12 protein-coding genes are annotated in these 12,884 nt (G+C 46.5%); 4 read left to right on the top strand and 8 right to left on the bottom strand.

What is annotated here, in order from left to right:
* Window positions 1-15: 15 nt before the first annotated feature.
* On the bottom strand, window positions 16-426 hold the full coding sequence (locus tag MKX74_RS12355; protein WP_018882903.1) for an Lrp/AsnC family transcriptional regulator: 411 nt from the start codon (window positions 424-426) through the stop codon (window positions 16-18).
* Between the two features lie 209 nt (window positions 427-635).
* Between MKX74_RS12355 and MKX74_RS12350 the strand changes: the two genes are divergently transcribed.
* On the top strand, window positions 636-1,394 hold the full coding sequence (locus MKX74_RS12350) for an MBL fold metallo-hydrolase (RefSeq protein ID WP_341178564.1): 759 nt from the start codon (window positions 636-638) through the stop codon (window positions 1,392-1,394).
* Window position 1,395: 1 nt separating this feature from the next.
* On the opposite strand, the gene MKX74_RS12345 is transcribed toward MKX74_RS12350, so the two are convergent.
* From MKX74_RS12345 to MKX74_RS12330, 4 genes are all read right to left on the bottom strand, one after another.
* Window positions 1,396-2,082 (bottom strand): cyclase family protein, encoded by a 687-nt coding sequence (locus MKX74_RS12345; RefSeq protein WP_341178563.1) that lies wholly within the window; start codon window positions 2,080-2,082, stop codon window positions 1,396-1,398.
* Window positions 2,083-2,120: 38 nt separating this feature from the next.
* A complete protein-coding gene (locus MKX74_RS12340) occupies window positions 2,121-2,756 on the bottom strand; it encodes a copper amine oxidase N-terminal domain-containing protein (RefSeq protein ID WP_341178562.1) in 636 nt (211 codons plus the stop codon).
* 272 nt (window positions 2,757-3,028) lie between these two features.
* Entirely contained in the window at window positions 3,029-4,510 is a 1,482-nt protein-coding gene (locus MKX74_RS12335) for an amidase family protein (protein WP_341178561.1), read from the bottom strand.
* Window positions 4,511-4,792: 282 nt separating this feature from the next.
* Entirely contained in the window at window positions 4,793-7,111 is a 2,319-nt protein-coding gene (locus tag MKX74_RS12330; protein WP_341178560.1) for a helix-turn-helix domain-containing protein, read from the bottom strand.
* Between the two features lie 296 nt (window positions 7,112-7,407).
* On the opposite strand from MKX74_RS12330, the gene MKX74_RS12325 reads away from it, so the two are divergent.
* Genes MKX74_RS12325 through MKX74_RS12315 form a run of 3 tightly spaced genes read left to right on the top strand, consistent with a single transcriptional unit; the run spans window position 7,408 to window position 9,126 of the window.
* Window positions 7,408-8,019 carry a DUF2239 family protein gene (locus MKX74_RS12325; protein WP_341178559.1) on the top strand — a complete coding sequence of 204 codons (612 nt, stop codon included), beginning with the start codon at window positions 7,408-7,410 and terminating at the stop codon, window positions 8,017-8,019.
* Window positions 8,020-8,073: 54 nt separating this feature from the next.
* Complete coding sequence (locus MKX74_RS12320) at window positions 8,074-8,205, top strand: hypothetical protein (RefSeq protein WP_341178558.1); 132 nt, start codon at window positions 8,074-8,076, stop codon at window positions 8,203-8,205.
* 12 nt (window positions 8,206-8,217) lie between these two features.
* Window positions 8,218-9,126: an alpha/beta fold hydrolase gene (locus MKX74_RS12315; RefSeq protein WP_341178557.1), complete on the top strand. Its 909-nt coding sequence runs from the start codon at window positions 8,218-8,220 to the stop codon at window positions 9,124-9,126.
* 254 nt (window positions 9,127-9,380) lie between these two features.
* Here the strand turns inward: MKX74_RS12315 and MKX74_RS12310 are convergent, their stop codons facing one another.
* From MKX74_RS12310 to MKX74_RS12300, 3 genes are read right to left on the bottom strand one after another with little or no spacing between them, the layout of a single operon-like run.
* The gene (locus MKX74_RS12310) at window positions 9,381-11,051 is read right to left on the bottom strand and encodes an ABC transporter substrate-binding protein (RefSeq protein ID WP_341178556.1); all 1,671 of its coding nucleotides are present in this window, start codon (window positions 11,049-11,051) and stop codon (window positions 9,381-9,383) included.
* Window positions 11,052-11,084: 33 nt separating this feature from the next.
* Window positions 11,085-11,954 carry a carbohydrate ABC transporter permease gene (locus MKX74_RS12305; RefSeq protein WP_341178555.1) on the bottom strand — a complete coding sequence of 290 codons (870 nt, stop codon included), beginning with the start codon at window positions 11,952-11,954 and terminating at the stop codon, window positions 11,085-11,087.
* A gap of 16 nt (window positions 11,955-11,970) precedes the next feature.
* On the bottom strand, window positions 11,971-12,879 hold the full coding sequence (locus tag MKX74_RS12300; RefSeq protein ID WP_231505439.1) for an ABC transporter permease: 909 nt from the start codon (window positions 12,877-12,879) through the stop codon (window positions 11,971-11,973).
* Window positions 12,880-12,884: the final 5 nt, after the last annotated feature.

Genomic DNA, 12,884 nt, shown 5'->3' with positions numbered 1-12,884 from the left:
CTTTTTCCCACTCCCCTAACTCTTTATAATTATGGACAGTCTATAATTTGCATGCTGGTTCAGCTCCGTCAGAAATTGATCCAGCACCTCGTTCGAAGGGAACCGACACTCCAGCAAATAACAGCCTTCCCCACTAATTTTGTAGTTCCGAATCACATGCTGCGGGTACCCCTCCAGAAAGGCTAAATAAGGCTGGTGGTGGGGACTTTTCGTAAAAATCGTGATCATAGCATGGATGTGACATCCCAGCTTCCCCTGATTTACCTTGATCGTATAGCCCTCAATGACACCCTGATCCTCCAGCTTCGCTACTCTTGCCGCCGCGGCTTGGCCTGTAAGGTGGACCTTCTCCCCTAGTTCCTTCATCGTAATGCGGCTATTCCCGGAGAGCTCCTCCAAAATCCGCATGTCTGTCTGATCCAGCATTCCACTTCATCCTTCCTAATCTGCCAAGCCCTTAGTCTTCAGCTAGCTATCATACTACGATGCAGCATTCAACTGCGACCACATGACGTCGAGATCACAGCATGATTTTCAATAATCAAGTAAAAGCCTGCAATGACTTGATTTTATCCATGTAACTACGCACTGTCCATCCTGTACACTGGAGCTATCAAACAAAAGGAGAGCTCCATATGAAAATAACACTCGTAAGAAATGCTACTCTTATCATAGAATTTGCAGGCACTCGCTTTCTAGTCGATCCCTTTCTGGCTGAACAAGGCGCGTATCCACCATTTCCCAACTCTCTACGGCAGGATCAGAACAATCCGCTGGTCGGCTTGCCTTTACCACTTGAGCAAATTATAGATGTTGACGCGGTGATCCTCACCCACCTGCATCTTGACCATTATGACGAAGCCGCCATAAAGGCTCTACCAAAGGACATCAAGCTTTTCGTGCAAAATGATGCAGACGCTGTCGAGGTTGGCAAGGCGGGCTTTCACAACCTTGAGGTGCTTAGCAAGGATACGTTCCTGGGAGATATTCGTATTTCTAAAACCCATGGTGAGCATGGTAGAGGTGACATCCTGAAATTCACGGGCAGCGTGTGCGGAGTTGTCCTGCAGCATCCTACCGAGAAGACGCTCTATGTAGCCGGAGACACGGTCTGGAATCCGTATGTACAGGAAGCGATTGATACTTATGCCCCTGAGATTATTGTCGTCAATGGCGGGGACAACCAATTTCTGCAGGGCGGCTCTCTGGTGATGGGTAAGGAGGATATTCACGAGGTGCATGAAGCAGCGCCCGATGCCACGATCATCTCTGTCCATATGGAGGCAGTTAACCACTGGACTCTGTCCAGAGAAGAACTCAGAGCATTTGCGGCAGATCATGGCATCGAGGCGAAGCTGCTAGTACCTGATGATGGCGAAGCTTACAGCTTTTGAACTACTCTTCAATCTCAACGATGATATTAACAACAGATGCATCGTGATTTTTGATGCGAAGTGGTGCGGTAAAGGCAGAAATGAGCTTTTTCCCGATTAAAGGAGCTGGATTAATATCCTCATAGATTAGCATGGTCCGCTCTGCATACTTTTCATGATCCAAGAATGCATGGTGCACAAAATACCCGTTACTTTTGGCTTCGGTCAGATTCTCGATGCTTAAGGTATCAATGGCTACGGCCTTGCATTGTGGTAGCTCCTTACGGATGAATTCGGCAGCCTCTGGAGATACAGCTGGAAAATCATTAGCGTATTTCTCGAAATCCGTGTCCCGGTATTTCCAATGACCCGTATTGAATAACAATATATCGGCTTCGTACAAGTCTTCATATTCCTTCAGCTTGTCGATGGTGATGAAGCCATTCGGGCCAAGCGGACAATCAATGAATAGTGGTTTTTTGTAGATAAAGTCTTCAATGGGAACAGCATCTATTCCCTTGCCGTTATTCAAATGATGCCACGGAGCATCCACATGGGTACCGGCGTGGAGGTAGATGCTTAGTACACTTCCGTTCCAGTCATCTCCTTTGTCCAGCCTCTCTCTTGCTTCTATTTTCACCTCTGGCAATCCTGGGTACACAGGCATTCCTTCATAGATGGGGTAAGCAATTTCAACGTATTTTGACATGCTCATGCTCCTGTATTTTAGTTTGTCGGTATGTAGTATTACTCTCCAAAGCTCGTTCCCGGAAACAGGGTATAACGATCCAGATACTGTGTCGATTGCGGTACAATCATCACCGATTGAATTTTATCCGTTCCCGCAAACGTGAATTTCCATTGCTCTACTTTGACTTTGTAATCATCTTCTGCGGTAACTCGTTGCACGATTCGTACGGTTAGGGTATTGTCAGTGCGATTCACGGGTTGCATGTCGACAATGCTGCCCATATTGTAGATTCCACCTGGAAAGCTTTCATTGTAAATATCCGTTTTAAATCCACTTGCGACTAATGCGAGTACATCCTGCCGTCTTCGTTCATCGTAGGCCATAATCCAGTTAAATGCCATGTTACGCTGGTTGACATAGGTTACACTGCCCGTTTCCGCTATGAACTGCACATCGGAATTGACGTATACCGACTTGCTCTTGTTGTCCCACTGAATATCTGCCCCCAGGCCCTCTGATATGGAGCGAAGAGGTACATAGACTGATCCATCAATGATTTTCGGTGCTGCACTGCTCTGAATGCGGTTGCCATGGACAAAAACCTGCGGAGCTACCGTTGCGGCATAAGCCCCCGCGCTAAATATGGACGTGAGCAGGACTCCTCCGATTCCTATTTTGACCATACGCTTCATGTATTCCATCTCCTCCAGAGTATTGTGAAAAGTTAGACGTTTGTTTGAGCATTAAGTTTCCACTTATATCAATAAAAAAAGAGTACGAGGCCCTATGTAGCTTTCTCATCATGCCCAGATGCAAAAAAGCGATCTTCATTGATCGCCTTTTTTTATTATGCATATGGAGGCGAGGAGAGTCGAACCTCTAGCCAAATAACACTCTAGAAGCCTCTACTGGTGCACATCTACCAGCAAATCCAGCAGCAGCCATAGATCAAATAGCAAAAGTCTCAACTCAAGTCAGGCGGAAAGCGATGCTTAGTTGCCTGTTCAAAACCAAACGCTATTTTGATCAGCACAGGTTCACTGAATGCTGTACCAACAAATGATATCCCTTGCGGTCCTTTGGTGGTATAACCTTCTGGGGCCATAATTCCTTTTGTGGCATAGCCTCCAGGAACAGTTATGATGGGATAGCCCGCTCTTGCTGCAAGATCAGCTCCCCCGTCACTTCCAAGGAACATAAGTGCATCCAGCCGGTGCTCCTTCAAAGCATAATCTATTCCATTTTTTCGGGCCATCTCCGTATTTTGCATCAAGCTTTGTAGATATTCCTTTTCCTTCAAGGTACCACTTGTTTCTTCCGACCAGATTAATGTACCTTGTCCATATTTCAATGCTCTCTCTGCATGCTGATCATTAAAAGCAATGATTTCTGTTAGTGAATGAACAGGGACATCTTCAGGTAACCGAGCCAAATAATTGTTGAGAGCATATTTAAATTCGTACCGTAAAACATTTGCATCCCATTCTGTATTTTCACAAGGCAGACTCACGGGATCAACAATCGTCGCCCCCTCCCTTTTCAATACTGCTATAGCATCTTCAACAATTCGATTTCTTTCTTCATCCAAGCCTTCATAATAAAATCTTGGAACCCCTATTCTGGCTTGCTGCAAAAAGTGTCTATCCAAGAATTGAGTGTAGTCTTGGTAGCCATGATGTATATCTTGAGAGTCGGTTTCCTGCTGGTCTGAATCGTCGGAATTAACCAAAGTACCAAGAATAATTGCGGCATCTGTCACTGTTCTTGCAATTGGACCAGCCGTGTCTTGGCTGAAGGTAATGGGTATGATTCCTGACTGGCTAACCAGTCCAATCGTCGGTTTGATGCCTACAACGCTATTTTGACTGGAAGGGCAAATAATAGAACCCGTTGTCTCCGTCCCAATCGCTGCTGCTCCAAGGTTCGCTGCAACAGATGCAGCAGAACCGGAACTTGAACCGCCAACAAATAACTCCCCTGGTCCATAAGGGTTCAACACTAAGCCGCCTCTCGAACTATAACCTGCCCACATTTCATTAGACATAAAATTAGCCCACTCAGTCATATTTGTTTTACCGAGCAAGACAACACCAGCCGCACGGAGCCTGCTAGCAACAACCGAATCTTCTACCGCAATGGAATTCTCTAATGAGATTGAACCTGCACTGGTATGCATTTTGTCATGTGTATCAATATTATCCTTGAGCAAAATCGGGATTCCGTGCAATAGCCCTCTAGCTCCATTATCTTTCCTTTCTTTATCTAAAGTCCTTGCGATCTCAACAGCCTCTGGATTGATTTCTAGAATTGAATTGATTTTCATATCCCATTTATGGATTCTTTCTATGTAGGCTAGTACTAAATCTTCAGAGCTTATTTCCCCAGACGCCATAGCTTTTTGCATGCTAGGTATGTCTGCTTCAATGATCCACTTATCAATATCCATCTCGTTATCCTCCTCCATTATTGTAATTCTGCACTAAATGTAATAAGCCCATTATTTCAAATAAACACATGATTTGGAAGTCATTTCTTTGCTCATCTTGCTTTGATTTGTTTGGATTAGACGAATAAGAAGCATGTCGGGAATAAACCATCAGCAATATAGATAAAAAGAGGACTCCATCGCAGAGCCTCTTTCCCATTAGAATCCACCTATAACCATCTACCACTCACCGACTATCACATAGAACCATACACAACATGCCAAATGGCCCCTCTTCCTCACCTACGAGCCGCTCTTCGTCTCAAGCCGTTCCTTATGGAAGCGGGTGCGGTATTCACCAGGGGTCGCACTGTTCATTTTCTTGAACACACGGATGAAATTCTGCGAGTTGTTGTATCGAAGCTTCTCAGCTATGTCGGAGATCTTGTCATTGGTAGTCTCCAGCAGCTCTCTCGCCTTCTCCATCCGGTAGGCAATCAGATACTCCGAGAATGTCATCCCTACCTCCAGCTTGAAGACATGGCTAAAATGAGACACAGGCATCGCAATATAATCGGCCACGATAGGCATAGACAGATCAGAATCGTAGTGCTCCTGTATATAATCCAGGGCTTGCTGAATGGTACTATGGGTCCGCTGCTCCAATCTGGATTGGATATGCTCGGTCATTGGAGGATAGATCTCGGTCTTGAACCAATGTACGATCTTCTCCGTTGTATTGAGCTCAAACAGCCGTTGGTACAGCTTGGAGCCGTGAATTTGGGGGCTATTCACGTCAAGCTCCAGCATCGTGCGTTGGGAGACGGCAAGCAGCTGCGTAAAGGATTGACGGACCTGATCGTAATCCACTGCCTCTGACTTCAACGTATGTGCGAAGCTATCCAGCAAATCTTGAATTTTGCCGAGATTACCCAACTTGAGACTTGTAATAATCTGCTGCTCGTATTCATAGGGGTAATGCATGGAGGAGCCCTCCAGCTTGATCTGACCAATGTATAGCACCTTGCCACTTCCCTGAATCAACTGGTAATCCAGCGATTCCATAGCTTCACGGAAGCTACGCTTGACCTGACTCAGCCCTTCATAGCTATGTCCGACTCCCAGCGTAACTGTGATGTGCAATAAGGACTCAGCTATACTGCGAATCTCTTCCGCTATGTGAAATACGCCAGTATTGGGGTCCAGCGTACGCTTCTGCTCTTTATGATTCAACAGCATGACAATATGCCCGCTATGCATCTGCACCACCATACCCTCTGCATGATGATGGACAACCTCCTTCACGATATTTAGCACTGCATAATGGAACAGATTGGTGTCCTGCTCGGTGTGACCACGCATGTTATCCAGCTCGATGCAGACGACCGTATAATAAGGATGCCGATCAGGTACGTCATAGTAAGCTGCCTGCTCCATCATATCAGGCCGGAAGGGCTCGTTTAACAGGCGATGAATGAAGTTGCCTCTCAGCGTCGGCATCGATTCCTCGATCTGCTTCTCCAGTCGATCATTGTTGTGTTCCAGTGACTCGAAATAGCTGCGAATCAGCGTAAATTCATTCTCTTCCGCTCGGCCATCAGCCCCTCCTGATTTCTTCTTCACTACCTCAATTAGCGATTGGAAAGCGTGAAGCCAACGCTTCGATAGTACCCCGGACGCCAGTGCACTGACCACGACAAGCAGAAGACAGATCATTAGCGTGGCCTGCTGGATTTTTTGCAGATGCTGCGTAATATCGCTGTACGGAACAATCGTGACATATTTCCAGCCATTGTAGGGCGATTCAATGTAATTAAGTGACATCTTAAGGCCATCAATCTGTACGGATGAAGTATTCGTAGATGATGAAGGGTCCATAATGCTGCCAAGAAAGCTATATTCCTGCAATGGACGCTTCAGCAGATGCTGTGATTGATCCGAAAAAATGTTATAACGCGGGGTAATGATCAGCAGTTCTCTATTTTCTCCAAGGTTCATGTTGTTGAAAATGCGGAATAATGTAGTCTCATCCAGATTGACGATCAGATAACCGCCTGAGCTGTTATCGGGCGTATCGATCTTGCGAATCAGAGTGATCTGATGTAACCCATCTCTATAGGTATAGGATTCCAGCCGATGATCCAGCCAGATTTTGCTCGGAGATAGCGATACCGCTTCCTTGATATACGCGGGCAGCACCTGGTCACTGCGCATTCCGAAATCCGGCGAGACCACGAGCTGTTGATCTGGACGATACAAATATACGGAATTCACATCGTCAATGAGCACCTGCATGGAGCTCAGGATCGTCATCGTCATCCCTAACGCTTCAATATCCTCACCGGGCTTCGACAAAGACAGAAAATGAGCGAACGTAGGATTCGTTGCATTCTGTAAAGTCATGTTTTCCAGGGTGCTTAGCTTCTCGTCTATTCTTTGTTGAATCTGTAGCATCGTCTCCTGGTTGGCTGCTCCTATATCCTGGATGATGTTCTTGCTTGCGATGAAATAGGCAGTCGTCCCCATAATTAAGACCGGAATGGTAGCAAGCAGAGAGGCAATGATCAGAACTTTATTCCGCATCAATCTGGAGGAGAGAGCCTTTCTGATTTTTCTCATCATCAACAGTACCTCGTATTTGTAGTTATGTTCCACTCTAATCATATACCATCAAATAGCATTACAACCATTGTATACGCTTACAATATACTATAGCACAGCATCGCAACAGGTGAATAATCATTTCAATTGAGTATGGGGTAAATTATCAGTCAAGCCCGCAACAGCGAGCTTCTCTTAGGCCGTATCTTTGTAATTATTCTCTACATTAAGAACGGGAAAAAAATAATTATACCCGGGTAATATTGATTTTTAAATTTCACCCGGGTATAATTCAAATTATCCGAAAGGAGGTCAACATGAATAATAACCTAACAGGCTTTTACTGCACAGCATTTTTGGATGTAAAAATTGTCGCCAGTGGTTCCTTACAGCACGTTGTTCGTACTGCTAAGGGTACTCTGAGTGACAAAGAACTCACACAGCTGCTTATATTTGACGATTCCACGGGGAAGCCAATAGATGTTGATTTTCGTGGGAAGATGGATGAGCTGCTTGAACGATTAGGAGAACAGTTTGGTGACCCATTCGGTACAGACGTGAATCACCAGACTACACGGCGGGTTGGTCGACCGAAGCTGGGTGTTGTATCCGGTGAGGTTACATTATTGCCTCGACATTGGGAATGGCTCAAGAGCCAACCTGGAGGGGCATCGGTTACATTACGCAAACTCATTGATGAAGCTCGCCGTGCTGGAGAACAACAGAGCTCAATCCGGGCGTCACAAGAAGCAACCTATAACTTTATGACAGCTATGGCCGGGGACTTCAATCAATACGAAGAAGCTTTGCGGGCACTGTATGCTAGTGATTCGGATCGTTTTTACCACCTCATTGAGGAATGGGCACCTGATATCAGAGAGCATGTCAAGAGATTAGCAGCCAATGCCTTCCCTGAAGAGAACCTATGAATGAAAGCATATGACGGCTTAAGGAATTAAAATGCAATTGCGAAAGGAGTCATTATGACTGAGTTAGAATCTATTCGTTACATCGAACCAACGCAACAATCTGGCATGAGATTCATGCAACGAGGCATTGAGGGCAGCATCGTCATGTTGAACCTACTGCGCTTTCGTGATATTGCTGATTACTAAAGGAGAACGACCATGAACATTCTAAAAGTTAACGGGATTGAGTTGGCCTATGATAGCTTCGGTAACGAAAATGACGAAGCGATTATCCTGGTCGCTGGGCTTGGGACCCAGATGATCCGCTGGACGGTTCCGTTTTGTGAACTATTGGCAGCGCGGGGCTTTCGGGTGATCCGTTTTGACAATCGTGACGTAGGCTGCTCAACACACTTTAACCATTATCAGACACTGGATTTTGACGCATTAGCGACTGCTCTCATGTCGGGACAGCGACCGGACATCCCCTACACTCTCGATGACATGTCCAACGACGTGATCGGACTGCTCGACGCCCTTTCCATTGACCGAGCACATGTTGTTGGCAGGTCCATGGGTGGAATGATCGCCCAGATTGCAGCTAGTGAACACCCTGAAAGGGTTCTATCAATCACTTCCATTATGTCCAGTTCAGGTAATCCCAGCCTTCCACAAGCTTCTCCGGATGTCATGGGGATGATGACTAGACCGGCGCCGAGCCCATTTGAGGATGAAGCAGGATTTTTGGCACACAGCATCTCTTTTGCCAGACGCATCGCCGGTACTGGCTATCCGTTTGAAGAAGGCGCGTATCGAGAACTTATTCTGGAGGAGGCCCAGCGGGGCTACGATCCAGGCAGTGTCGGACGACAAATTGCTGCGATCGCTGTCTCTGGTGACCGTCGTCCGCGACTGGCAACCATAAAAGCACCAGCACTTGTCATACATGGGAAGGACGATCCCCTGTTCATCCCAGCCTGTGGTGAGGACACAGCTTCTTCCATCCCGGATGCCGAGCTGATGTTAGTTGACGGTATGGGACACGACCTGCCACGCCAACTGTACAAAATAATCGTTGATGCCATAGTGCGAACGGCTCATCGCAATGGACACGCACGCGCTGAATAGCAGCCATTTGGAGCTCCACGGTGCCCATGTAATATCCAATAAAAAAATGTATAATAACAACTTAATAAGCGCCGGCTCCAAGATATCATCGTGAGCCGGCGCTATATTATCTTCAGAAGGCGATACGATAAATCGTCAGGCTTAACTTCCTGTGAGTTCGTATGATGATGCATGGTCAGCCAGCGCGGTGGCGTCTGGCTGACGAGCACAGTTCTTGAATTCAGATTGGCAGTTCGTTGCTCCATTTATTGATATTAGCGCGCTGTATAACGTTGATAAGCATCCTCATGAATTTTGACCATCTGATCAATCCCCATACTCTTGATGGTATCCACAAATTTATCGTACTCACTCATCGGAGTCTGACCCATGATGAATTTGGTCATCATTTCGTTCAGGTATGTGGTTATAGGATTCATGATCGAAGCGTTCTGTCGAGACTCATCCTCCGTGAAGTGCAGTACAGGCAGCAGAAGCGATTGATCCCCCTTGATCCAGACCTGATTCGCTTCCTTTTGCTCATCGTAGGTCATTAAAGCATCCAGATAACGGCTGTCCTGATTCATCGGCCCATCCATGATGGACATGGCATAGGCGGCCAGTGCCTGATCATAGGTCAGACTCGGATTGTTCATGATCTCATCTGTAAAGCGGATTGCGTCCCCTTCTCTGACGTAGCTCTCCCCTTCTATGCCAAAGTTGAACAGATCATGCCCCTCCGGGCTATAGTTGAAATCCATCCACTGGACGATATACTTGATCTTCTCTTCATCGGCCGATGACGTAATGGCTGCACCATAGGTCAGGACCTTGTTATTAAGTGTAAAGGTCATATAAGGCTTACCTGCGGTACCTGTGGGCCATGGAGCTCCCACAAGCTTAAAGTCTGGATCAGAAGACTTCATCAAATTCAGATATTTAGCCATGCCACTGAATACTCCAGCGCTATAAGCACCAGCCTGACCCTTCGTGATCTTGTAGTCGAAGGCTTTACCATCATTCGTCATCATTTCCGGATCGAGCAAGCCCTCCTGATACCATTTGGCCATCGTCTCTATGAATTGCTTGTATTCAGGCTCTAATGGGCCGTATACTATCTTCCCATCCTTGAACTGAAAGCCGCCAATGACGCCAAAGGATGGAGAAAAATCATGCAGCTTGCTCAGATTGCCCGGCCCCCAATTCGCCGTGTACGGAAGCTCATCCTGTAGACCATTGCCATTCGGATCCTGTGTCCTGAACGCCTTAAGCACCGTGTACCAATCATCTATAGTAGAAGGTACCTCCAGATTCAGCTTATCGAGCCAATCCTTTCTGAGGATCATACCTGCTGTAGCATTGAGCTTCTCCGCATCAGCACGCATATATGGGAACATGTAGATCGTCCCGTCATCCATGGTGATTTGCTTGCGGATCTCCTCGTCACTCTCGATCAGCTTCTTAAGATTGGGCGCATATTTGTCAATATAGTCATTCAGCTTGATAATCCTGCCGTCTGCCAGCATCTTGCCGGGACCGCCTACCGCGTCGGACCAGTTATAATAGATAACGTCAGGCATGTCGTTGGTAGCAACGAGCAGATTGAATTGATCCTTCTGCTGTCCCAGCGGTGGATGAATGAAATTGACCTTGATGCCAGTTAGCTCTTCCTTCTTCTTGTAGGCAGCCATCTCACCAAAATTCTGTAGCGATGCCGTGAGCTTGCCATCGTTAGCCCGCCAGTAATCAATCGTCATAGGCTCCTCTACTATCGGTAACGGGATGGAAGTAAGTGCTTCAACATTAGCGAGGTCTTCCGAAGGCGATTCCTTGGACTGCTCTTGTCCAGCGCAAGCACTGAGAAAGATAGAGCACACGAATACAAGACATAAGGCCAGAGACAGGTTTTTCTTCATATTGTTTTTTGTCATACCATTTTTGTTCATAGAGCCGAATTCCTCCTTCATGTAGGTTAGTTCTTATTGTTTTACAGCACCAAGCAGAGCGCCTTGAACAAAGTATTTCTGGATGAACGGGTACACCATGACAATCGGCAGGGTAGAAATAATAATGGTTGCATACTTGATATTCTCGCCCAGTGCATATCCCGTATCCGCTCCGGGCCCCATCGCCTCGGTGCTATTACTTAGCAGAATATCTCTGAGTATGATCTGGATCGGATACAGGTCTGCATTACGCAGGTACAGCAGCGGACCCATGTAATCATTCCAATGATCAACAGCATAATACAGCGTTAACACCGCCAGAATCGGCTTGGAGATCGGCAATATGATTCGGAACAGTATTGTAAAATCATTCGCTCCATCCAGCTTGGCGGATTCGATGAGCTCTTTGGGTACGCTCTCAAAATTGGTCTTCATAATAATCAGGTAAAAGGTGTTGATTGCCACGGGCAGAATCAGTGCCAGCCTGCTATTGATCAAGCCCAGATTCTGAATGAGCAGGAAGGTCGGGATCATGCCACCGCTGAAGAACATGGTGAATACAACGATCTTCATCAGTGCCTTACGGATCATCAGATCCGGTCTGGACAACGCATAAGCAGCCAGCGAAGTCATCAGCAGATTGAACGAGGTCCCTACAATGACATAGAAGAGGGTATTCATATAACCGCGATAGATTTTGGAATCCTGTAACACATGCTCATAGGCCGCGAATGTGAATCCATCTGGCCACAGCATGAAGGAACGATTCTGCAGTAATGAATTCGGATCGCTAATTGAAGCATTGAATATATACAGCATGGGATAGACTGAGATGAGAATAACGATGGCCAGCATCAGATAGTTCGCCCCGTCAAAAATTCGTTCAGCAATGGAACGCTTCATTCCATGCTCCTCCTTTCTACCATAGAGTTGTAGAGTTCGCCTTCCTACTGATGGCATTCGCAATGATGAGCAGCAGGAAATTCACCAATCCATTAAATAGGCCCACTGCTGTCGAGTAGGCATAGTTGGCCTCCAGTACCCCTGAGCGATAGACGAAGGTCGATATGACGTCCGATACCTCATAAGTAGGCGCCGTCTGCATCAGCAGAATCTTCTGCAGATCAGAATTCATGACCGCTCCCAAGCGTAGGATCAGCATAATAACGATCGTAGGCATAATTCCTGGCAAAGTTACATGCAGGAACTGTCTCCATCTCCCCGCTCCATCCATCTTGGCTGCTTCATACAGCTGGGAGTCAATATTGGCGAGCGCTGCGAGGAAGATAATTGATGCCCACCCGGCCCCCTGCCATATATTCGATATAATATACATAGGTCGGAACATATCCGGCTCCGAGAAGAACATCATTGGCTGTAAGCTGAACATATCACGGACGATATTGAACAAGCCCCCGTCAAGTGACGAGAACGTCTTCATCATGCCCACGACGACTACAACAGATATAAAATGCGGCAGATAGCTTACGGTCTGCACAGTTCGCTTGAACATCTTGCTTCTCACTTCATGCAGCAGCAAAGCAAGAATAATCGGTGCAGGGAACCCCAGAATAATGCTGTACAAGCTCAATATGAGCGTGTTCTTCAGGAGTCTCCAGAAGTAGTAGCTGTTGAAGAAGGTAATGAAATTCTCAACACCAACCCATGTCCCTCCCCAGATCCCGTGCGTGAGATTATAATTTTTTTGGAACGCCATCAGCAAGCCATACATCGGACCATATTGAAATATGCCATAGTAAGCAATGACTGGCACGAGCATCAGATAGATATACCTGTTGCGAAGCAAGTCTTTTTTGAATAACGCCATTTTGC

The sequence above is a fragment of the Paenibacillus sp. FSL K6-1230 genome, from assembly GCF_038002385.1.
Lineage (GTDB): Bacteria > Bacillota > Bacilli > Paenibacillales > Paenibacillaceae > Paenibacillus > Paenibacillus massiliensis.
The sequence above is the reverse complement of the archived record's forward strand: the minus strand, read 5'-3'. Positions and strand labels throughout refer to the sequence as shown.